Here is a 23,345-nt window from a genome sequence, read left to right as displayed (position 1 = left end):
GAAAAACACACCGTAAGCGCTGCCAGCAGCACTTCTTCAACTCTGATAGATGATCAATAAAAACAAAGTGATAGCTCGAAAATGTAGATAAAATTTTAATAAATCTTTTCTATTAATATTTTCTAAAGTAGATAAAATCGAGGCATGATTAAATCCTATTAATATTTAACTTTTTTGATTTTGGTTCGCTTATTGCTGTTTGAATATTCAATAGAGATTTCTAAATGAGAACTAATGAGGAACAGTCATGCCTTCCTTCAATAGATTAAATACTCCAAAAGCACTTCTAGCATCACTGCTGCTTTCATCTTCGCCCATGTACTTATATGCAACTCCCTCTGCAACAGGCACGGATCAATTGATTGTTAAATTTGACGATCAATTTGCAAATGGTCGGTTTGAAGCAGATCGCCTCTCTCAAGCAGCTGGCGTTCCTATGAGCTTTCTCCGCGAAACAGCAAATGGCCGACTAATTTTTCAACTAGATGAACTAAAATCACCCAACCAAGCCAAAGGCCTAGCAAAGGCTTTATCTAAAATTGAAGGTATTTCCCATGCGGAACCAGACATCCACATGGTTCCTTTCGCACTTCCTAACGATCCTCTGCTTCAAGATTACCAGTGGCATTACTTTGGGCCGAACTCCAGCCCAAGCGAACCAGGCGGATTAAATGCAACACAAGCATGGGAAAACCTTAATAGCAGCGACCAAAAAGCGGTTGTAGCCATTCTTGACACTGGAAGCACTGATCACTCAGATTTAAACGCTAATACCATTCCTGGTTATGACATGATCAGTTCCGTCGACATAGCCAATGATGGTAATGGCCGTGATTCTGATCCGAGTGATCCTGGAGATAATACCGATCCAGCACAGAGCAGCAGCTGGCATGGCACTCACGTAGCTGGCACTGTCGGTGCTGTAACGAACAATGGTAATGGTTTGGCCGGTGTCGGATATGACCGCGTTCAACTCATGCATGTGCGCGTGCTTGGTGTCGGCGGGGGAACTTACTCAGATATTTCAGATGCCATCTACTGGGCAACCGACAACGGCGCAAATGTAATCAACATGAGTTTAGGTGGAAATAGTAGCTGTGATCCCAACTCATCAATGCAAGCAGCGATTAATTATGCAGTCTCGAACAACGTCAGCGTTGTTGTCTCTGCCGGTAACAGTAACACCAATACAGCGAATTTCACCCCAGCAAGTTGTTCAAACGTTATCAATGTTGCAGCGGTTAACCGAAACGGAGGCAAGGCAAATTATTCCAATTATGGGGACCTCGTTGATATAGCTGCACCCGGCGGTGAAGGAAGTACCAGTACTAGCACATATGTAATTTCGACGCATAATGACGGCGTAACAGGGCCAGGTAACGAACGATACGTGGGCATGGCCGGAACGAGTATGGCTGCACCGCATATCTCTGGTTTAGTAGCCTTACTTTACTCTGAAAACACTGCAATCACTCCAATGGAGGTCGAGCAACTCATTAAAGAAAATGCTCGTTCCTTCCCTGCTACATGTAACAGTTGCGGAACAGGTATCGCAGACGCATATTTAGCAATGCAAGCACTGTCTACTGAACCTCCTTCCGAACCAGAACCAACATTGCAGGCTCCTGATGCACCATCACTATTTGATGCATCTGTGAATGGAAGTGAAGTTTCACTATCTTGGTTCGATGTCGATACTGAAGAGTGGTACGAGTTACAGGTGAGTAAAAAAGCTCGCGGTAAGAAATGGGGAGCATATGCTGATGTAGTGAATGCAGACAGCAAGATTGCTGCAGACACCACTAGCTTTATCCATAGCTTAGGGGATGGAACATACAAATACCGATTAAGAGCATCTAACAGTGCAGGGTCCTCTGAATGGGTATTGAGTGAGCAAATCAGCGTCGATTCTAGCAGCACTGATGATGGTTCAGGCTCAGGTAGCACAAAGTGTCATCCTAAACGAGGTTGTTAGTAGCCCAAGCAAAGAATCAAAGCAATTTATTTGTTTCTGTTAACCCTCATGTAGACCATCTCCCTCGGAGACTGGTCTACACCACGTTCTTCCTCCGGCACTGTGGCCATAAGTAAAAACGCTGTACTTGCTGGACGCAGGTGTTTAGGGACATGCTGGTAGCTCGATTGAAGCTAATAGCAAAAAACATAAGGAAATAGAAAAGTACGGGATTATTCGCTAACGCTCACCCTACGGGCCATCGTCGCAGGCTCCGATGTTATCTCGCGCTGCTCGACTCACCCTCCAGTTCAGTGCTCTGAATATCTGTACGAAATAAACTGAAAGATGTGAGGTTATAGAAAAAGTGGCGCGCCTGGATGATTATTCGCTACGCTCACCCTTCGGGCCATCGCTGCGCTCCGTTGTCTCGCTTCGCTCGGCTCGAACCCCCGACCAACAGGATCGAAAACCGGGTACAACAAGCCCTCAGAAGCCGCCTGAGCGACGATCTCCAGACCTCATCATGGCTAGGTGTTCACGCTGAAATCCGGAGGAGGCGCGGCCACTATCGATTCTGATGCGGCACTGTGACCAGATAGTGGCATTATTTATCATCATTTACAGTAATTGGCATACATCTGTTTTGCTTTCTGACGCATTTCATCTCGTAACGAAGAAGGGGATATAACCTTCACATACTGCCCAAAGCCCAATAGCCACCACCTCAGCTCCTTAGTGTCTTCGACCGTAGCAGTGACATGCAGATGGTTTTTCTCTATCTCGGTTATCACTTGATCTTCAGACAATGGAGTTTCAATTAAATGATTCCCAGCTTTATCCATAAACTCTAATTCAACCGATACACGACCAGAATTCTGAGGGTATTTGAACCCACCCTCAGCTATATACCTTTCTAAGTTAAACCTCTCTGGATACTGAACCTGCTCATCAAGAATATTGAGACTTTGAATCCGGTGTACTGCAATATGCCGTAAGTCTTTATAGCTCCAGAATGTACACACCAAATATATCACCTGACCACGCACAACTATGCCCAATGGACTTACTGTCTGTTTCTCCTTATTTTTATAATTGATCTCAATTTTCAACTCAGCAAATAAGGCATCGTAAAGCTTATCCACAACCGCCTGCTTCACCTCCGGAGCAAGAAGCTGTATTTCATTCGGAATGTGAGAAACCTTATCAGGCCAACCAATCAAACTCTTACATGTTGATTCACTCAGAACATTGAATGCACGACTTTCATTTCTATCTACTTGAGACTTAATAGGAGGAGGTAAGTAATTCTGTAAAAACTTGCTCGCCAAAACATCAGTCAGAGCTTCATGAGGGCTAACTGCTGACAGTGAACCATCAAAGCTCTCATCAAAATACCACCCATATGGTTTACTCCGCTCATCAGACAGCAACGGAAAAAACCTACTGAGTTTTTGCAGGTCTCTTTGAATTGTTCTGTCACTCACTTCATACCCTAGACTTTTCAAGCCCTTCCTCAGCCCATCAAGACAAATTTTTTTAGGTTTTTTGGGAATCATTCTTAATAAAGCTATGTGCCTCAGAGCAGTCTCCATTAATCCCTCTCTCCTTTAATCAGTGCACTGAACGTTGAGTTATTCATAGCATAGCGACCGGATGCGACACTAATTGTCGTACCATTAAATTAGTTTATAAACAAGCGAAACATTCATTAAGAGAAGGAGGGGCAATAATGGAGCTTCAAAGCACATTGTTAATCGGGGTAGGTGGGGGCGGATCAGCCATTCTAAAGGCGGGAAACTGCCTAGAGATTGACCTAAAGATAAACATCAATCGAAGCACAGATCCTACCGATAATACTAACCAAGAAGCATTTATTGGCCTCTCTGACGAGGATTTAAAAACTGTAAGACTAGATTCAGAACTGCCCGAAGCCGTAAAACAAAAACTGGTTAGTCTAGTATCAAAATATGACCAAATCGCAGTATTCGTCGGCTTAGGTGGACTGTTCGGTTCCTCAGTTACCCAACCACTGATCACCCTATGCAACAATACAGGTAAGAACTTAGTATTCATTACCTCATTGCCTTTTCTTTATGAAGGATCAAGACGTGAAAAAGCGATAGCAACACTTAACCATATAAAGCATCTAGATTGTGCTATTTCTGTATACGATCTTGCTGAGGAAGGTAAAAAATATCCTCGAAACTGTTCTTTCGAAGCGATGATTGGCGACATTAACAAGCGGATGATGATGGCTCGCATCGGGGAAGATATAGATTCGGCTGGAATTAACTTTCATGATCAGAATATCAACTCCTATGAATCCCTTCTGGATGCTTATCCCAATGCATGTAAGCTTTCTATTCTATGCAAGATTACTCAAATAGAAGGTTCCAATGCAGATGAAACAAACCTTATTCCGGCTGTAGGTACAGGGTTTGGGATTAATGTTCGAGTCAAAACCTCAAATGCTTTTGAAGCTGAACAAGTTCCAGCTCAGCTGTATTTTACTTTTGCTAGCTATCACTCTTATAACGAATGCCTCAGCCATCTAGAACAAGCACACAAAGAAAATAAGTCATTGATAGCAACGTCAGATACATATAACTTCACTAATGGTGAAGCGATTTTGTTTGGTCCCAAATTGACAATACTTCGAACAAATTTCGAGAGCGTTCAACAATGAATCAACAGCCCAAAACTTAAAGTTCAACATTTGGGTTTCACTCTTTAATAACAATGAAACAAGAATTGTTCGGAGACAGAATGAATATCGATAAAATTGTAATGCTACCAAAGATCATTTCTTCGACTGAAAACTTAGCAGAAGAGTTCAAGGAGCTATTTGGTTCTTCAGAAGCAAAGCGAGCTAAAGGGGTCGTATATTTTTTTATGTCTGAGAAACCTGTTCCACGAGTTTCAGGTGCGTCCAATATTCTTTACATTGGAAAAACAAAACAATCTATAAAGCAACGTTACCACCAATACTCAAAAAATCTCGCCTCGAGCAGAAGCGGTGAATTTTACAGGCACATAATCGATAACTATGGGGGCATAAAGATGGGATACATCAAAGTAGATAACCCGAAAGAAACTGAATCTGAATACTTTAATGAATACCGTGCGACTCATTTAGAATTCCCACCAAAATCAAAGGTAGGATAAACAGATGAACAGTAAAGACACAGCTCAACTTGAAGTCAACCAAACACAAAAAGCAATTACTATGCTGTCTAAAGTAGGTCACACACAACAAAAGCTTTACTACTGTAAGCTTCTGGAAGGATGGTCACTTGAAGATAAAAAGAACTTATTTCAAACCTGCATGGATAACAAGAACTTAGTTCAACATGCCTCAAAAATCCAAAGCACTTACTTTGAGGGGGTAATTGGTGGCTTTCACGAAAACATCGGTGGAAACGGAGCTATGGGTAAGGGTGGAGCTACGCAGTAGCTCTTCGCTTAGGCTAGACTGCCCTCTTAGCAACGATCTCCAGACCTCACCATACTTAGGCAGATACAGTGAATGCCGGTGGAGAAGCAGTCACAGTGATTTGTCGTGCGGCGCTGTGACCACAGGGTGGCTTTAGCACATATAATTAATGTGTATTGATCGATGATTTGTTCCACTCATCGAACTTTATCTTAGCTGCATCCAAATACCTAAAACATCGAATATGAACCTGCTCCATTGTACCTGCACCGTTTCTATACTCGTTTACTAGCTGATTACATGGTGGGTTAAACATGTGTTCTTCACAGCGAGAAAGTTCTTCTAATACATAAAGAAACGCTTCAAAATAGTCATTGATAAGCTGTATTTCCCCAGCTATATCACACTTCTCACAATCAGACGCCTCCAGCATCATTAAAGACTTGTTAACGTCTCGCCAAGACTGATGGTAATCTTCAATCAAGCGAAGCAGCACCCTATCTCGCTTCGAGCATAAGTAGTATGGCTTAGTGTATTGTGACAGTTTGTAGTGATACCTTAACTGAATATGCATGCTTAGGTTCGCAACAGAACTAGCCCAACCAATATAATCCCCTTTAAAAGCCTTAATTGCTGAATACTGTTCCTTATAGTGTATTTGATGCTGCCACTTTACTGCTGCATATATTGCGGCCCCTGCAGCAGCAATCGTAGCTATACCAGCGAGCATTGCACCTAAAGCTGAAAACTGCTCTGACTCCCAGCTAATCCCAAAGCCCTCTTTCATTTCGGTATAAGTACCAATCAAAAAAGCACCGAAACAGGAAAGTACAACTGCTATGATTTTACTTTCAGTTTTCATAGAAATTCCTATCGTTCCCTATAAGCGCATATGAACTCATTTACAGGTCCATTACTGATCGACACTTCGGAAACCGTGAACACCCCCAGAATTCATTCCCGGCATTCTGACCACGTTTAGCCACACGTTTCACCATATCTGATCCACACTTTGGGCATTTCACTGCACTAGGTTCAAACCGATCCTTAGGAATTCCCTCTGAGCTAACCTCAAGCTCCCTACCGAGCATTCTCGCTAACCCTTCACCATTAATAAGTTTGATAGGTTTTCCATCAGAGAAGCTCAACGCCTCTTCTGTACACTCCCCTGATGTGACCACATAACCACCTGCCACACCGGATGAGACCATCACTCCATACAACTCACGGATTACTGTTACTCCAACCCGTTTGGTCTTCCAATGTTTACACTGCACTAAGTAACGTTTGCCATCTTTTGTCAAACGAACATCAACACCACCATCAGGGCCTTTATCACCTCCATGCAAAACACTAAACCCCTTCTGACGGAAAGCTTCCCCAACTAACAATTCAAACTGCTGCCAACTTATATCATCTGTTGGTTTTGGTTGATGTCTTCCTTTTGCCGGACGTGGACTAGGCACTGTTGATGATGGAGCCGACCATTGTTGGTATCTACGAGCTTGAGTTCGCGCCTGAAAAGACTTAATTCCTGACAACAATGCACCTAAAACAAATGCGGCAGGAATGACATATTGCAAGAAGGACGCAATACCTCTGAGTAACGTCCCAGTCATATGCTGTGCCATTACAGTGGCAGAATTAGCTACAGGCTGAATTTCTGATATTGCGTAATAGTGAAAGCCAACATAGGCAACCACCGCAATTAAGAGGCTAACCCAATACGGTAGAATTGATGCTAGATCGATAAGATCTTCAAAAAGAGTGGTACGTCCTCTCCGTGACATTGCGTGCATTCCTGTGCGCGATAAGATGACAGCAGAATACATGCAAAAGCTTCTATAGCTAAATACTACCTTCTACCCCCAAATCAAATCGGGACTGAAGCATTCAACCATCGCTCTTCTCGCTCTAGCCTTCGATCTTTCGTAATCCAAGTTTCAACTTCTAAATCCGGATTGATATTGCTCATCAACGATCTAAATTTACCTTCAGGCATATCAATAAAATTTCAACCACCAAGCTCTCTTTCCTGATCACCCATTTTGAATGAGCAGTACATCACACCAAATCTATCAAAGCGGAAATTGAGCCCGCAAATTCAGCTCTTGGCACATGTAAAAGAGAGGCATAGGCCCAGACTACATCAAACTCCGGGCCGAAAATATTCTTGGTGTGTTCCTGTAGCTCGGTTGGACGGGGTAGCAAAAACAAAACAGAAAAAAACGGGATTATTCGCTGCGCTCACCCTTCGGGCCGTCGCTACGCTCCGTTGTCTCGCTTCGCTCGGCTCGAACCCATCGGGGGTTCTCACCCTCCAGATCGGTACATTAAATCAGCCGAAGTGCGAGGAGATAAATTACTGCGATAGAAAAAGTGGCGCGCCTGGAGGGATTCGAACCCCCGACCAACAGGATCGGAACCTGCTACTCTATCCAGCTGAGCTACAGGCGCACTCAAGAAGGTTTGCGGGCAGTATTCTACCCATGCCTATATGATTCGCCAAGTATTATTCGAAAGTAACGTCTGTTGGTTCGGGTCGGTACAAGGTTTTGATTTCGGTTTCTAAATCGCCTTGTAGGAGGACTTCCCACTCTTGGGTCTTTTCGGTGTAGGCAAGGAATGCGTTGCAGTTGCCACAACGGTAAATGCGTTGATTAGGGATAGCGCTCAGGAGATTAAAGCTTTCCATCTCTTCTGGCTTTGCGTCTGCTTGGATGCAAGCGCATGTTTCAGACATTCCATTGCTGGACATTTTAGGTTCCCTAACCAAGAGTTTAGACCTTAGTATAAACAAGATTTCTTTAAATGCATGTTTTTAAGTTGATCTATCTCCTGTAGATGCCTGTTTTTCGCCCTTTTTATAGAGAATGATCAAAATATTTACTCAAATCGGGCCGATAAGTGCTTCCACTGCCAAAGCCCCATTTCAGTTGTGATTATTTATCGCTATAATCCGCAGCCGGTGAAACTTTGAGCAGTCGTGTCTGAATATCCGCCCCTGAGCACCTCTTGAGGCCGGGCATCCTGACAGGCCACGCTGCCCATATAACAATTTATGGTTGATTGAGAGGTCGTGACTGTGAAAAAAATCACTTCAGCTTTAGTTGCTTTAGGTCTAGGTGTTGCTCTTAGCGCATCTGTACAAGCTACTTCTAACGATGAAGCAGTAATTGAACGAATCAAGGCAGTTGGTTCTGTTTGTATCGAAGGCGATGACACTTGTGGTGGCGCGCCTGCAGCAGCACCTGCGGGTGGTGCAGCTCGTTCTGCTGAAGAAGTATACACAGCGAAATGTGCAGGTTGTCACGCAACTGGCGCAGCTGGTGCTCCAATGTACGGCTCTGCTGACTGGACTGATCGTGCAGGCAAAGGCATGGAAACTCTTCTAGCGAACGCTATCAACGGTATCAACGCAATGCCACCACGTGGTCTATGTGCTGACTGTTCTGATGAAGAGATTCAAGGTGCGATTCAGCACATGCTAGACAGCGCTAAGTAATCACTTAGTTCTGAGCATAAAGAAGGCCGCGATTGCGGCCTTTTTTGTGTCTGCAGTTTTTAGTCGAATAGATTCTTAAGACTATTCAACGTAGCTTGACCACGCTTCTGGTTTTGCACTTGGCACTTCTCGCCTGCCCCTTCGATCTCAAGATCTTCGGGTGGTAGCTCATCCAAGAAACGGCTCGGCATACAGTCCATCACTTCGCCATATTGCTTACGCTGTTTAGCAAGTGTGATAGTTAGACACTGCTTAGCGCGGGTGATGCCTACATAGGCAAGGCGACGCTCTTCTTCGACATTATCGGTTTCGATACTGTTTCGATGCGGCAGTAGCTCCTCTTCCATACCCATTAAGTAGACATGAGGGAACTCCAAACCTTTAGAGGCATGCAAAGTCATCAGCTGCACACGGTTTGAGTCGTCTTCTTCCTCTTGGCGATCCAGCATGTCGATTAGCATCAGGCGATTGATGGCTTCTTGGATACCGGAATCCGGATCTTCTTCTTGTAAGCGCTCCAATGTCGATTTTAAGGATTCGATCAGGAACCAGACGTTCTGCATCCGCTTTTCAGCCATCGCTTCGCTGGAGCTGTTTTGCACAATCCAGCCTTCGTAGTCGATATCACGGATCATCTCGTGGATAGCCGCAATCGGATCACCGCTGTGACATTGGCGATAGATATGCTGCATCCAAGTACAGAAACGGCGTAAACGCTCAACGGCATTTGCAGGCATCACCTGTTCTAAGCCTAATTCATCACAAGCACTGAACATACTGATCTGACGCTCTAAAGAGTACTGCCCTAGCTTCTGCAGAGTGCTCGGGCCGATCTCTCGTCGCGGTAGATTAATGATTCGTAGGAAGGCGTTATCATCATCAGGATTGACAAGGACCTTAAGGTAACTCATCAAGTCTTTGATCTCTGCACGTGCGAAGAAAGAGGTTCCACCATTCAACTTGTAGGGAACTTGATAGTGCTGAAGCTTCATCTCCAACAAACGCGCCTGGAAGTTGCCACGATACAAGATCGCCATATCCTTAAACTGCACATTTCTACGCAGATGTAGATCGGTAATTTCCATTGCTATACGATCACACTCGGCATCTTCGTTGCGGGTGTGGATAACTTTGATTGGATCACCCATACCCATCTCACTCCACAAGGTCTTCTCATAAACGTGAGGGTTGTTGGCGATCAACGTGTTGGCTGCTTTTAGGATCAAACTGGTGGAACGATAGTTCTGCTCCAATTTAACCACTTTAAGGCTTGGGTAATCATGTTCTAACTGGTTGAGGTTTTCTGGACGCGCACCACGCCACGCATAGATCGACTGGTCATCGTCCCCTACCACTGTTAATGCGCCCCTATGGCCAACCAATTGCCGTACCAAACGATACTGGGACAAGTTAGTGTCCTGATACTCATCCACCAGCAGGTAGCGCAGACGGTTCTGCCAACGCTCTAAAACCTCAGGTTGAGAAGCAAACAGGCGTACCGGAATCAGGATCAGATCATCAAAATCTACAGCGTTATAAGCACGTAGGTGCTGTTCGTAACTTTCGTAAGCGCGCGCAGCCAAAATATCTTGTGGAAGTTGAGCTTGAGCAAGTGCTTCATCGGGCGTGAGCATCTCGTTCTTCCAATTGGAGATGCAGTTTTGCACCATATCCACTTGGTCGCTCTCTTCATTGTTTTGCAACATCAGGTCTTTCAGCAGCGCTTTAGTATCCTGGTCATCAAAAATCGAGAAGCCCGGCTTAAACCCCAGCGCTTTATATTCACGTTTGATGATGGTCAAACCAAGGTTATGAAAGGTCGCTACCGTTAGGCCTTTGGCATCCCCGCCTTGCAGCAGAGACATCACACGTTCTTTCATCTCTCGTGAAGCTTTATTGGTAAATGTCACCGCTGCAATATTACGTGCAGCAATACCACACTGATTAATCAGGTAAGCGATCTTTCGGGTAATTACACTAGTTTTGCCTGAACCTGCACCTGCGAGCACCAATAATGGGCCGCCTATGTATTCCACCGCTTCTTTCTGACGTGGATTTAATCGTGACATTTTTTAAAAAACCTTCAAAAAAACTAAAGCTTCGCATTAACAAGCCGATAAAACGAACCTGTGACACCGTGAAATCCGGTTAAAATTCACTACTAACATACTGAAATACAAGAATTAAAACATTTGTTTTAATATTTATTCCAGAATGTTAATCTGCCATTAAGCTAATAAGTAATTATGACACGAATCACTTTTAAGGGAGATACCCAGTAGCAAGATTTGTGTCGTGTAGTAGTTCTAAGTTGGGGAAGTAAACGATGCGCTCAGCGCTGAGACAGTTACCCGGTCAACATAAAAAGGTTTTACTGGTCGATAAATACCAGCAAAACCGCATGCAAATCCAATCGATACTGGAGCGCTTTCCATTGTATCAATTGATGTTTTGTGAAGACCAGGTCGAAGCCTTAGCACGTGCACATATTTCCGATATAGATTTTATCCTTCTCAGCGAAAACGTCAGCCCTCTACCTTGCAGCACAATCATTGCCGACATCTATAGCTCGGTTCCTCATATCCCGATTATTGTCTTAAACCAATACATCAGCGAGGAACAAGGCCTAGCCCTGATTGAAGCGAAAGCAACTGATTTCCTATCGACTAATACGCTTAATGCCGATCTATTGCTACGAACCCTGCGCCACGCAGAACAATCCGCCAAGCAGAATGCAGAGATCCAACAACTACGCCACTCAGATACCTTAACTACAGCAGGCAACCGTCAGTTTTTTTACCTATCGCTACTACGAAAACTGAATAACCTAGCCGAAAAACAGCACCACCTCGCACTGATTACCATAGATCTCGATGACTTCCGTAAGTTTAACACCCACTATGGATTTACAACCGGAGATCAGGTTGTTGCCGAGATGGGTGAACGGATTCAGAGCAGCCTCAAAAATGATGAACTCTTTGCCCGCTTAGGCAGTGATGAGTTTGCCATTATTATCGATATATCTATCGAGATTGATCTACAAGCAACCGTTCGTGAATACCTGAACAAGCTGATTATCTCGCTGCAACAACCTTATAAACATGATCAAATTGAGACCCAACTCAATTGCAGTATTGGTGTTGCACTGGCGCCCGAACATGCGGACGATGTCGACCTATTGAACCAACGTGCCAGCCTTGCTCGCCTTAATGCCAAACAGATCCATGGCTGTAGCTATGCTTGCTATCGCCCAAGTATGGACGTTGCCACCAAGAATACAGATGATCTCGAAGCTGAGCTGATGCCAGCACTTCGTTCTGAACAATTCAGACTATTTTTCCAGCCTAGAATTGATTTGCGCTCAGGTAAAATATCCGGTGCCGAAGCATTGATACGTTGGCAACATCCTAAGCGGGGCTTAATCATGCCTGCAGACTTCATTCCTCAGTGCGAAAGCAACGGTATGATTGTCGCGATTGGTTACTGGATTTTGTACCAAGCAGGCCAGCACCTTCAAGAACTCAAAAGTGCGGGGCTAACCATCGAAAAACTCGGTATAAACCTATCCTTCCGCCAGTTTAAAGACGACATGCTGGTCGATATGATTAAGCGTATTATCGAGCAGGAACAGATCGATACATCCGTACTGGAATTCGAACTAACTGAATCAGCTATTTTTAGTGACGAGGAACATGTTCGCGCCTGCCTGAATACCCTATCTGAAAAGGGAATCACCTTCTCCCTAGATGATTTTGGCACCGGCTATTCTTCGTTCTCTTTGCTGCACAAATTACCGATTAGCGCACTTAAAATTGACCGTTCCTTTGTCAGTCAGGTTCAGGATTCCAGTGAAGCCGCTGAGATTGTCCGCTCGATCATCAGCCTTGCACAAAACATGAATATCAAAGTCATTGCTGAAGGGGTAGAAACCCGCGAACAGCTAGACTTCCTCATCCAGCACGAATGCGATGAGATACAAGGCTATTATTACAGTCCACCGATTAGCTTTAGCGACTTCAAACAGATGTTGTTACAACGCCAGTAATTCAACCAATCAATTCAAACTACTTCTAGCCGCGACCCTATAACTTAACGCTTCCATCAGATGCGAACGCTCGACCTTCTCGGAGTCAGCTAAATCTGCAATAGTTCTCGCCACTCTTAAGACACGATGATAAGCCCTCGCCGACAACTGCAACTTCTCTAATGCTTTAGCGAGCATCTCTTTGTCTTTTTGCTCTATCTGGCAGAGTGTTTCTAACTGCGGCCCTGTTAATGCCTGATTAGGTACGCCTTGGCGGCTGAGTTGAACTTGGCGAGATTTCACCACTCTTTCACGCACTGACTGACTGGACTCTTGGGCTTGGGGAATTTCAATCATCTCCTGCTGTGACAGCGCCTGAACGCTCAACTGCAGATCAATACGATCTAACAACGGCCCAGACACCTTGCCTTGATAACGCCTTATCTGGTCAGGACTACAGCGACAGCGGTCCGTACCATCAGCGTAATAACCACAAGGGCATGGATTCATAGCTGTTACTAACTGGAATTGCGCTGGAAACGTCGATTGCCGTGCAGCCCGTGATATTAAAATCTCACCCGATTCCAACGGTTCTCGCAGTACTTCCAACACTTTGCGACTAAATTCAGGCAACTCATCCAAAAAGAGGATGCCTTGATGCGCTAATGAAATCTCACCTGGTTTCGGGTTTCCGCCACCACCAACCAGCGCGACAGACGAAGCTGTGTGATGGGGTGCGCGGAAAGGTCGCTTTCTGGGTAAACGAGTTTCACTACTACTTTGAGTAATAGAGTAAACCGCAGCCACCTCCAGCGCTTCCTGCTCAGTCATCTGCGGTAACAACCCTGGCAAACGGTTAGCCAACATGCTTTTACCACTCCCTGGCGGCCCCACCAGCAAAATATTATGACCACCCGCAGCTGCCACCTCTAAAGCGCGTTTTGCTTGCGCCTGACCTTTAACATCGCCCAGATCCGGCCCAAAAGCATCGGTGGATAAAGGCTGATCTTTTGCCTGCGCAACTGGAATTAACTCAGAACCTTGTAGATGCGCACAGACTTGCAGTAGGTGACCTGCGGGTAATACAGATAAGTCCGAGGCCATTAACGCTTCATTTTGGTTCATCTCGGGTAGCAACAGATGACGCTGCTCGGAGCGGCACGCGAGCGCAACCGGTAATACCCCAGTCACAGGTCGCAACTCACCCGAAAGGGCTAATTCGCCAATCAGTTCGACATCGGCTAATGATTTGGCTGGCAATTGATTAGTAGCCGCCAAGATACCTACTGCAATAGCTAAATCGTAGCGCCCACCCTCTTTTGGCAGGTCAGCTGGGGCTAAATTGACCGTAATACGACGTTGGGGAAATTCAAAACCTGAATTAATCAGAGCACTACGTACCCGTTCGCGACTTTCTTTTACCGCAGCCTCAGGCAACCCAACTATTGAAAAACTTGGAAGGCCACCAGACAGGTGAACCTCGACGGTAACCGCAGGCGCATCAATTCCGACCTGCGCGCGCGTATATGCTATCGCTAAAGACATAAGCTTCCATCCTTGGAAGAGTTAATTAAGACGCCAGAAGCAATTGCATCGCTCTGGCGTACTGTTTTGCATAGCTACAGAGCATTTTCAAAACCCTGCAGCTGATTAATTATTTAATGTTCTACGGCCAAATGATCCAAGATCTGCTCCAAAGACAACGGCGTACCGAAGTAACGCCCTTGCATCAGCATACAACCCTGCCCCATCAATTGACCGCGAGTACCCGCAGTAGCAACGCCATCAGCCAACACTTCGATCTCCAACTGACCAGCCATGTCTAAAACGGTATCCACGATCTTCTGACGACCTTCATCATTACCCATCGCCATAATCAGATCGGCATCCAGTTTAATCAGATCAGGTTGAATCTCTTGCAGTTGCTCTAAAATAGGGCTTTCACAAGCAAAGCCACTCACGGACAGTTGCGCTTCGCTGGTTAATAGATCAAACAGCTGACCTTCGTATTCAAGCGCCGTTTTAATATCAACATCAACCATATAACGGCCCTGCTGCTGATAGTGACTCAGCTGAGATACCCAGCGTTGCACCGCTTCCTTACTTTGCAATTGTTGGCTTTCGATACGGAACGAGATGAAACGAAGCTTAGGAAAACGCTCCCATACAACATCTAAACCACGCAGTTCCTGATCTAGCCACTGCTCATAACGCTGCAAGGATTCAGGGCTTTGTAATAGAGCAGAGAAATCAGCTAAGGGAATCTGCCCTAATTCTGGATGAGTCCAACTTGGTCGTGCATGAACAGCAACCACTTGGTGGCTATAGATGCTATAAACCGGCAGATAAGTCATCTGAATAGCACCACTAACGATCGCTTGGGTTAGATCTTCTTCTCGTAAAATTTGTGGTCCTTTACTGCGTTCCATTAACTCACTGTAAACTCGGAATGTATTGCGTCCACCCTGCTTCGCAGCATACATCGCAACATCAGCTTTTTTCACCAAATCTTTCGGGCGCTCAGCATGCTCTGGATAGACAGAGATACCCACACTACCGCTGATAAATATCTCCCGATGTTCAACAAAAATACCATGACTGAGCTGATCAACTACCCGCTGCGCCACCTTAAGAGCCGATTCAACCCCATCAGCCAGCGGAATCATCATGACAAACTCATCGCTACTTAAGCGTGCCAAGGCATCATCACCGCGTACCACCCCTCCTAAACGGCGTGCCACTTCTTGAAGCAAGTTATCGCCAACATTGCGGCCTAGGTTATCGTTGATCCATTTAAACCGGTCCAGATCCACCAGCATCACAGCTAACTGCTCGCCTTGCGCTTTACTCTGCTCTAAGCGTTTCGCCAAGATATCTTGGAACATATCCCAGTTCGGAAGATGAGTCAGTTCATCGAACTGAGCTGATTGCACGATGGCATTCATCTCTTTCTTAAGATGACTAATATTGAAGAACTGAGCCATATAACCTGTTACTAGGCCCTGATCGTTCTCCAAACGCATGATATTGAACCACGCAGGATAAACCGTGCCATCCTTATGCCTATTCCATAGCTCACCTTGCCAGCAACCATCGCTGCTGACGGTAAGCCATAAATCCTCATAAAATGGATCATTTAATTCCCGTGCCCCAAGAAAGCGCGGATTTTCGCCCTGCACCTCATCTAGGCTATATCCGGTAATTTCGGTAAATGCAGGATTAGCCTGCACTATATTATTAGCCTGATCCGTTACGAGCACTGCTTGAGGCGAACGAAGGAATAACTGCTGTTCAAAATGATCCATATTTAACCTACGTAGCTAGCGAAATTAAGAGGATTGTTACTTATCCTGTAATGCTTCTTCTAATGCCTGAACTTGCTTCTCTAAAGTTTCTACTTTTTCCCTAGTACGCAGCAATACGGCTTTCTGGGCATCAAACTCTTCACGACTAACAATATCCAGACGATCAAACGTGCCCTGCAAAACTGCTTTCACCTGCTGCTGTAACTCATCTTGCCCAGGAAGCTTATTTTCCCCAGACAGCAATTGCGAAAACTGTTCACTCAAGCCTTCTATTAGTTGTGGATTAATCATCCCACTTACCCCTAACAATTAAATATTGCCTGTCACTATAACAACAAACCTGCACCATTCAAGATAGCACCATATTGGTGCATTCTTATGTTGCGTCGCACCTAAAGAAGCTCCACAAAAAGGCACGGAAACCTTACAAAAAACCTATTGCACAAATAAGCCATTGAAATTAAAGAACAATTCAAACATGGCACAACCTTCGCTATAACCTTCGCAAACAGAATTTATGTTTGTTTAACGATAAACGCATACTGAACAGAATTTTACCTACGGGGGATAGCAATATGAAAATGGTCTCTGCTGTCATCAAACCATTTAAATTGGATGATGTACGAGAAGCCCTTTCTGAAATTGGGGTACAAGGTATCACTGTGACTGAAGTTAAAGGTTTTGGTCGCCAGAAAGGACACACTGAACTATACCGCGGCGCTGAATATGTAGTCGACTTCCTACCAAAAGTACGCGTAGACGCAGCAGTGTCTGACGAAATTGTCGACCAAGTTGTAGAAGCGATTAGTGGCGCAGCTCAAACCGGCAAAATTGGCGACGGTAAGATCTTCGTAACGCCAGTAGAACAAGTTGTGCGTATTCGTACCGGTGAAACCGGTACGGAAGCCCTTTAATTTTTTTGACTTATTGATTGCTTCTGGAGGAATAAACCAATGGAAGAACTACTGAATTCAACAGCGGGTGATGTTACCCAGCTTAAATACGCACTAGATACTTTCTACTTCCTAGTGTGCGGTGCTTTAGTAATGTGGATGGCAGCAGGCTTTGCCATGCTGGAAGCGGGTTTAGTTCGTGCGAAAAACACAACTGAAATCCTAACCAAGAACATCGCGCTATATGCGATCTCTTGTACTATGTACTTGGTTTGCGGTTACGCAATCATGTACGGCGGTGACTACATGCTTTCTGGCATCACTGGTGACGGTTTCACAGGTGCTGAAGAGCCAGCAACTTACGCACCATCTGCAGACTTCTTCTTCCAGGTAGTTTTCGTTGCAACAGCAATGTCTATCGTATCCGGTGCAGTTGCTGAGCGTATGAAGCTATGGGCTTTCCTAGCATTCGCTGTAGTAATGACAGGTGTTATCTACCCAATGGAAGGTTCTTGGACTTGGGGCGGTAACGATGTATTCGGTTTCTACAACCTAGGCGACCTTGGTTTCTCTGACTTTGCAGGTTCCGGTATCGTACACATGGCAGGTGCTGCTGCAGCCCTAGCAGGTGTTCTAGTACTAGGTGCTCGTAAAGGTAAATACTCAAAAAGCGGTGCTGTAAACGCTATTCCAGGTGCAAACCTACCTCTAGCTACACTAGGTACGTTCATTCTATGGATGGGTTGGTTCGGCTTCAACGGTGGTTCTGTACTAGCATCATCTGATGTAGAGAACTCTAACGCTGTTGCTGTTGTATTCATGAACACTAACGCTGCTGCTGCAGGTGGTGTGATCGCGGCACTGATCGTAGCTCGCCTACTATTCGGTAAAGCAGACCTAACAATGGCGCTTAACGGTGCACTAGCGGGTCTAGTTGCTATCACTGCTGAGCCATCTACTCCAACTGCACTGCAAGCGACTCTGTTCGGTGCACTAGGTGGTACGCTGGTTGTATTCAGCATCCTAACGCTAGATAAACTACAAATTGATGATCCAGTAGGTGCTATCTCTGTTCACGGTGTTGTAGGTCTTCTAGGTCTGCTACTAGTACCAGTAACAAACGGCGATTCTACTTTCTCTGGTCAGATCATCGGCGCACTAACTATCTTCGCTTGGGTATTCGCTACAAGCCTAGGTGTTTGGTTAGCTCTTAAAGCAATCATGGGTGTACGCGTATCGGAAGAAGAAGAGTACGAAGGCGTGGATATCTCTGAGTGTGGTATGGAAGCTTACCCAGAGTTTACATCTGGCAAGTAAGATTGATCTAAAACAGTAAAAGGGCGCTAAGCGCCCTTTTTGCGTCACTAGTGCTCTGTAAGAGATTGATCCAATACGCTGTTCATATACCATCTTGCAATTATCTAGGTATACTAAGACGCATAATTCACTATAGTTACATTTGCTGCTTGGTCGTCAGGCCATAGAATGAGCAAGCCCAACTGAGGAATAGCATTATGAAACTGGTCACTGCGGTGATTAAACCGTTTAAACTGGATGATGTCCGTGAAGCGCTTTCTGAAATTGGTATCCAAGGCGTTACCGTTACTGAAGTAAAAGGCTTCGGTCGTCAGAAAGGCCATACTGAATTGTACCGCGGTGCAGAGTATGTGGTTGATTTCCTTCCAAAAGTGAAAATTGAAATTGCTGTAGACACAGACATGGTTGATCAAGTGATTGAAGCGATCAGCAAAACTGCAAATACTGGCAAAATCGGTGACGGTAAGATCTTTATCTCTCCTCTAGAGCAGGTAATCCGTATCCGTACAGGCGAAAGCGGTCCTGACGCGCTATAAGCGAAAAGATATTCCAAAAAAGCGGCTATTAAGCCGCTTTTTTTATGCCTGTTCTATTACATGCAATATTTCTTTAATTAAAATTGAACTTCCGTTCAATTTAGAGCTCTTTATCTAAGTCATCAACATTTTGATCAACTAACAAAGAGCCAATTATGCCAACACAACCTATCTTGTTCAGCCCTATTTCACTGGGCAGTATTGAGCTATCCAATCGAATCTTGATGGCACCTCTCACCCGTGCCCGTGCAGACAAACATCATATTCCTAGCCCATTAATGGTCCAACATTATGCCGATCGGGCAACTGCAGGTTTGATTATTACTGAAGCCACTATGGCGATGGAAAACTGCAGCGCCTTTATCAACGAACCCGGTATCTACTCAGAGGCACAAATAGCGGGCTGGAAAAAAGTCACCGATGCCGTACATCAGAAAGGCGGGAAGATTGTTGTACAGCTATGGCATGGCGGACGTGCCTGTCATCCAGATCTAAATAACGGCGTTCAACCGGTCGCTCCAAGCCCTATAGCGATCGAAGATGAAGCACATACGCCCGATGGTCTAAAACCCTACACAACGCCCCGCGCACTGCAGATAGACGAGATTCCCAAGATCATTGCTGGTTTCAAACAGGCAGCAATCAACGCCAAAGAAGCTGGATTCGATGGCGTAGAGCTTCATGCAGCCAACGGCTATCTACTCGACTCGTTCTTACGCGATGGAACAAACCAGCGGGAAGATCAATACGGCGGCAGCTTAGAAAACCGATCTCGACTGATCTTCGAAGTTTTAGATGCGATTTGTGAGGTATGGGGTAACGACAAAGTGGGTATCCGCACTTCACCTTTAAACGGCTTTAACAGCATGAAAGATAGCGACCCTGTTGGAACAACCTTCTGGCTCGCCGAGAAGCTAAATCATTACCAACTGGCTTATTGGCACCTCATGCGCAGTGACTTCTTGGGTCAGCAACAAGGCGATGTTAATTCAATCGCCCGAGAACACTACCAAGGCAACCTTATTGGCAACATGGGCTACAGCTATGAAGAGGCGGATTCCGCGGTATTAGATAAACAGCTAGACGCTGTTGCCTTTGGTGTACCTTTTATCGCTAATCCTGATTTGGTCGCTCGTTTCCAGACGGAATCCGAACTCAATGAACCTAACCCCGACACCTTTTATACACCTGGCCCCGAAGGCTATAACGACTATCCATTCTTAGACCAGACAGACTTAGTGAGCGCATAAATGAGCAATCCTAAAGATTACCCAAGCGTTGCTCAGTACCCAATATCTAAACGCTGGCCAGCGCAACATCCTGATATTCTGCAACTCTATTCGTTAGGCACACCGAATGGAGTGAAGATTTCCATTGCACTTGAAGAGTTACAAATCCCATATGAAGCGCATCGTGTTACGCTGGCAGCAAGCGATGTCAAAAGTGAGGAATATTTATCTCTAAACCCGAACAATAAAATCCCAGCAATCATTGACCCTCAGGGCCCTGAAGGCTCGCCTATTGGTCTGTTCGAAAGCGGAGCTATTCTAGTCTACTTAGCCGAAAAGGCCGGCAAGCTCATGGGTAATAACGCCACAGAAAAAGCTAAAGTTCTTCAATGGCTGATGTTTCAAGTGGGAGGCGTCGGCCCCATGTTTGGACAACTGGGTTACTTCCACGCTTTTGCCGGTAGTGAAATTGAAGATCCACGACCGAAACAGCGCTATATAAACGAAGCCAAACGCCTACTTAATGTGATCGAAAACCAGCTAGAAGATCAGAATTGGATCGCTGGAGACTTCTCTATTGCAGATATCGCCATTGCGCCTTGGCTAGATACGATAGAGCGTGTTTACCGTGCTGGAGAAGAAACTGAAATAGAAAAATTCAAACAAGTTAGATCTTATATCGAGAGATTCAATCAGCGCCTATCTGTACATAAAGGGCGGGAAATTTTCTCAAAAAGATAGTAGTTATTTCTGTATTAAGGGTAAAGGCTAATCCAACCTTCACCCTAAATACAGAAATAAATAAAAATCATCAAAACACCCAAAAACCACCGATAACTCGATGTAATATTAGATTTTTTTATACCTTAGGCTAAAACATTCATAAAAAATTCACTTTGCTCATCGTTTAAAATTGACCCACATCAAACCAGTTACAACTTTATTAAACATCTAAACAATTCCAACTTTTTTTGGCGCAGAATACATAGATCAAATAGAGAAATTCAAACAAGATCTATGCAGCAAGCAGAATTACAAACAACAAATCACAGCACGATTCCAATGGATTGGTTTAAACAATCTTCTATTGGTGTGCTCGTGCTGGATGATCTATTCAACTGTTTGCACTGCAACCCCTACGCTGCAACCTTAATCTGGGACAGAGTAGGCGAATCTCAGAACAACACACTTCCAGAAGATTTTAAACTCGCCATTCGCCCTCACGTCATGGGGTTACTTGCGCAGAATAGAGATTCTTACGACACCCATATCGTACTCTCCTCCCAAGGAGATAGTGTCCAGCTACGTGTCGAGTTCACTATAGTTACCAAAGCTGATGGTCGGAAAGTATTTATAACGCTGCGTAACTCAAGTCAGAGCGCACGCCAGGCAAGAGAGCTTAAGGTGTTCCGGAATGCCGTAGAGAATACCGGTAGTGCAGTTGTTATCACCAACGCCCAAGGTGAAATCGAATACTCCAATAGCCGTTTCAGCGAAATCACTGGCTGGGGCGGTCATGAAATACTGGGTAAGCGACCAAGCTTTCTACGCTCCGAAAAAACCACAAATGACATTTACAAACAGTTGTGGAGCACTGTCCTTAATCATCAGCAGTGGCGTGGAACCTTACTCAATAAACGTAAAAATGGTTCGACATACTGGTCATTACAAAATATTTCGCCGATTCACGATGAACTGGGAAATATCATTAACTTTGTATCTGTCAGTGAAGACATATCACAAATAAAAGAGCACGACGCTCAGCTAGAGAAAATGGCTTACTTCGACCCGCTAACAGAGCTGGGGAATCGTCGAAACTTCCGTCGCACTCTAGATACATATCTACAAAACCCAGTCAGTGACAAACTGCATGCGTTACTGCTACTCGATTTAGATCATTTTAAGCAGATTAACGACACTATGGGGCACGAAGCAGGTGATGCGCTTCTAACCACCATAGCGAGCCGTTTAAAATTCTGTACTCGTCACCAGACCTCTGTATTCCGCCTTGGCGGTGATGAATTCACAGTGATTTTTCAAGATTGTGAAGACCGTGAGGAGATTATCAACCGCGTGAGCGACGTACTATCGTTACTGTCCCAACCAATGCAGATTGGCCCTCACGAGCTAAGCGTGACCGTCAGTATCGGAATTACGTTAATTGGTCACGATAGTGTTGATGCCAGCGACCTGCTCAGAAACGCTGATTTGGCTATGTATCATGCAAAAAGGCAGGGTAGGAACACTTATGCGTTCTTTGCTGATCAGATGAATGAAGATGCACAACGCATACTCACAATCGAACATGATCTAAGAAACGCCTTAACTGGCAATCAGTTATCTTTGGCTTATCAACCGCAGATATGCGCCTTAGATGGTCGCATCACGGCAGTTGAAGCCTTGCTTCGCTGGCAGCATCCTGTGAATGGCAATGTACCGCCTGATGAATTTATTCCACACGCTGAAGAAACTGGTTTAATTATTCCAATTGGCCGTTGGGTACTAGAAGAGGCTTGTCGAGCGGCTAAATCAATACAGGATCAAGGCTTACCTCCGATCAAAGTTTGCGTAAACTTATCTGTACGCCAATTTGATGACCCCTCTTTGATTACTCAAATATCTGAAGCTTTAGCCAAAGCCTCACTCGCTCCAGAGTGGCTAGAGCTAGAGATAACAGAAAGCATGCTTATGCGCGATATGCCAACGGCTATCAATACCCTAAAACGCATCAAAAGCATGGGAATAAGTCTCGCTATAGATGACTTTGGCACTGGTTATTCATCTCTTAGCTATTTAACCAAGATGCCTGTCGATCTATTAAAGATAGATCGCTCCTTTTTACATCGAGTTCCCGAAGACCAAGACAATATGACGATAACATCCACTATTATCGCCATGACAAAACAACTGGGCTTGAATGTGGTTGCAGAAGGGGTCGAGAACCAATCGCAGATGGACTTCCTGCAGCAGCACAACTGCAACACGATGCAAGGATTCCTCGTGAGTCACCCACTAAATTTCGCTGACTTTAATGAAAAGTACCGCGAATCTCAGTACTTTAATAGCACTAATGACACTCCTGTTAAGAGTGATCACAAAGACGCTAAAAACGGCCATTAAGGCAGTCGCCCCCAAGTACGACCTCC

The 23,345-nt window shown here is 45.0% G+C and carries 20 protein-coding genes, 1 tRNA gene and 2 other RNA genes; 12 read left to right on the top strand and 11 right to left on the bottom strand.

Annotation, left to right across the window (positions count from 1 at the left end):
• Positions 1 to 247 precede the first annotated feature (247 nt).
• On the top strand, positions 248 to 1,975 hold the full coding sequence (locus tag ACMXYW_RS01075; RefSeq protein ID WP_415904907.1) for a S8 family serine peptidase: 1,728 nt from the start codon (positions 248 to 250) through the stop codon (positions 1,973 to 1,975).
• Positions 1,976 to 2,319: 344 nt separating this feature from the next.
• On the opposite strand, the gene ACMXYW_RS01070 is transcribed toward ACMXYW_RS01075, so the two are convergent.
• A non-coding RNA gene (locus ACMXYW_RS01070) (RtT sRNA) lies at positions 2,320 to 2,446 on the bottom strand.
• Positions 2,447 to 2,571: 125 nt separating this feature from the next.
• On the bottom strand, positions 2,572 to 3,549 hold the full coding sequence (locus ACMXYW_RS01065; protein WP_415904906.1) for a helix-turn-helix transcriptional regulator: 978 nt from the start codon (positions 3,547 to 3,549) through the stop codon (positions 2,572 to 2,574).
• 137 nt (positions 3,550 to 3,686) lie between these two features.
• Between ACMXYW_RS01065 and ACMXYW_RS01060 the strand changes: the two genes are divergently transcribed.
• From ACMXYW_RS01060 to ACMXYW_RS01050, 3 genes are all read left to right on the top strand, one after another.
• Positions 3,687 to 4,643 carry a hypothetical protein gene (locus ACMXYW_RS01060; RefSeq protein WP_415904905.1) on the top strand — a complete coding sequence of 319 codons (957 nt, stop codon included), beginning with the start codon at positions 3,687 to 3,689 and terminating at the stop codon, positions 4,641 to 4,643.
• A gap of 80 nt (positions 4,644 to 4,723) precedes the next feature.
• On the top strand, positions 4,724 to 5,122 hold the full coding sequence (locus tag ACMXYW_RS01055) for a hypothetical protein (protein ID WP_415904904.1): 399 nt from the start codon (positions 4,724 to 4,726) through the stop codon (positions 5,120 to 5,122).
• 4 nt (positions 5,123 to 5,126) lie between these two features.
• On the top strand, positions 5,127 to 5,411 hold the full coding sequence (locus ACMXYW_RS01050; RefSeq protein WP_415904903.1) for a hypothetical protein: 285 nt from the start codon (positions 5,127 to 5,129) through the stop codon (positions 5,409 to 5,411).
• A gap of 145 nt (positions 5,412 to 5,556) precedes the next feature.
• Here the strand turns inward: ACMXYW_RS01050 and ACMXYW_RS01045 are convergent, their stop codons facing one another.
• From ACMXYW_RS01045 to ACMXYW_RS01025, 5 genes are all read right to left on the bottom strand, one after another.
• A complete protein-coding gene (locus tag ACMXYW_RS01045) occupies positions 5,557 to 6,252 on the bottom strand; it encodes a hypothetical protein (RefSeq protein ID WP_415904902.1) in 696 nt (231 codons plus the stop codon).
• A gap of 40 nt (positions 6,253 to 6,292) precedes the next feature.
• Positions 6,293 to 7,180 (bottom strand): restriction endonuclease, encoded by an 888-nt coding sequence (locus tag ACMXYW_RS01040; RefSeq protein ID WP_415904901.1) that lies wholly within the window; start codon positions 7,178 to 7,180, stop codon positions 6,293 to 6,295.
• Positions 7,181 to 7,607: 427 nt separating this feature from the next.
• Positions 7,608 to 7,727: non-coding RNA, RtT sRNA (locus ACMXYW_RS01035), on the bottom strand.
• A gap of 43 nt (positions 7,728 to 7,770) precedes the next feature.
• Positions 7,771 to 7,847, bottom strand: a tRNA-Arg gene (locus tag ACMXYW_RS01030).
• Positions 7,848 to 7,902: 55 nt separating this feature from the next.
• Entirely contained in the window at positions 7,903 to 8,148 is a 246-nt protein-coding gene (locus ACMXYW_RS01025; RefSeq protein ID WP_415893113.1) for a hypothetical protein, read from the bottom strand.
• 327 nt (positions 8,149 to 8,475) lie between these two features.
• On the opposite strand from ACMXYW_RS01025, the gene ACMXYW_RS01020 reads away from it, so the two are divergent.
• Entirely contained in the window at positions 8,476 to 8,895 is a 420-nt protein-coding gene (locus tag ACMXYW_RS01020) for a c-type cytochrome (protein WP_415883153.1), read from the top strand.
• 59 nt (positions 8,896 to 8,954) lie between these two features.
• Here the strand turns inward: ACMXYW_RS01020 and rep are convergent, their stop codons facing one another.
• Entirely contained in the window at positions 8,955 to 10,964 is a 2,010-nt protein-coding gene (gene rep / locus ACMXYW_RS01015) for a DNA helicase Rep (protein WP_415904900.1), read from the bottom strand.
• Positions 10,965 to 11,221: 257 nt separating this feature from the next.
• Here rep and ACMXYW_RS01010 point away from each other — a divergent pair, with 257 nt between their 5' ends.
• Positions 11,222 to 12,940, top strand: coding sequence for an EAL domain-containing protein (locus ACMXYW_RS01010; RefSeq protein ID WP_415899819.1), 1,719 nt, complete (start codon positions 11,222 to 11,224; stop codon positions 12,938 to 12,940).
• Between the two features lie 9 nt (positions 12,941 to 12,949).
• Here the strand turns inward: ACMXYW_RS01010 and ACMXYW_RS01005 are convergent, their stop codons facing one another.
• The 3 genes from ACMXYW_RS01005 to ACMXYW_RS00995 all read right to left on the bottom strand — a co-directional run bounded on the left by ACMXYW_RS01005 (position 12,950) and on the right by ACMXYW_RS00995 (position 16,515).
• Complete coding sequence (locus ACMXYW_RS01005) at positions 12,950 to 14,464, bottom strand: YifB family Mg chelatase-like AAA ATPase (protein WP_415904899.1); 1,515 nt, start codon at positions 14,462 to 14,464, stop codon at positions 12,950 to 12,952.
• A gap of 113 nt (positions 14,465 to 14,577) precedes the next feature.
• Entirely contained in the window at positions 14,578 to 16,224 is a 1,647-nt protein-coding gene (locus ACMXYW_RS01000) for a diguanylate cyclase domain-containing protein (RefSeq protein WP_415904898.1), read from the bottom strand.
• A gap of 36 nt (positions 16,225 to 16,260) precedes the next feature.
• A complete protein-coding gene (locus ACMXYW_RS00995; RefSeq protein WP_415904897.1) occupies positions 16,261 to 16,515 on the bottom strand; it encodes an accessory factor UbiK family protein in 255 nt (84 codons plus the stop codon).
• Between the two features lie 284 nt (positions 16,516 to 16,799).
• Here ACMXYW_RS00995 and ACMXYW_RS00990 point away from each other — a divergent pair, with 284 nt between their 5' ends.
• The 6 genes from ACMXYW_RS00990 (at position 16,800) to ACMXYW_RS00965 (ending at position 23,319) form a co-directional block, all read left to right on the top strand.
• Positions 16,800 to 17,138, top strand: coding sequence for a P-II family nitrogen regulator (locus tag ACMXYW_RS00990; RefSeq protein ID WP_415899815.1), 339 nt, complete (start codon positions 16,800 to 16,802; stop codon positions 17,136 to 17,138).
• A gap of 39 nt (positions 17,139 to 17,177) precedes the next feature.
• Entirely contained in the window at positions 17,178 to 18,434 is a 1,257-nt protein-coding gene (locus ACMXYW_RS00985; RefSeq protein WP_415904896.1) for an ammonium transporter, read from the top strand.
• A 197-nt stretch (positions 18,435 to 18,631) separates the two neighbouring features.
• Entirely contained in the window at positions 18,632 to 18,970 is a 339-nt protein-coding gene (glnK, locus tag ACMXYW_RS00980) for a P-II family nitrogen regulator (RefSeq protein ID WP_415889925.1), read from the top strand.
• Positions 18,971 to 19,125: 155 nt separating this feature from the next.
• Entirely contained in the window at positions 19,126 to 20,220 is a 1,095-nt protein-coding gene (locus ACMXYW_RS00975; protein ID WP_415904895.1) for an alkene reductase, read from the top strand.
• The gene (locus ACMXYW_RS00970) at positions 20,221 to 20,940 is read left to right on the top strand and encodes a glutathione S-transferase N-terminal domain-containing protein (protein ID WP_415904894.1); all 720 of its coding nucleotides are present in this window, start codon (positions 20,221 to 20,223) and stop codon (positions 20,938 to 20,940) included.
• A gap of 276 nt (positions 20,941 to 21,216) precedes the next feature.
• Positions 21,217 to 23,319 (top strand): putative bifunctional diguanylate cyclase/phosphodiesterase, encoded by a 2,103-nt coding sequence (locus ACMXYW_RS00965; protein ID WP_415904893.1) that lies wholly within the window; start codon positions 21,217 to 21,219, stop codon positions 23,317 to 23,319.
• The last annotated feature ends 26 nt before the right edge of the window (positions 23,320 to 23,345 follow it).

Source organism: Neptuniibacter sp. QD48_55 (assembly GCF_047778115.1).
GTDB lineage: Bacteria > Pseudomonadota > Gammaproteobacteria > Pseudomonadales > Balneatricaceae > Neptuniibacter.
Note: the sequence above shows the minus strand (reverse complement) of the source record. Positions and strands in the feature narration are given on the sequence as shown.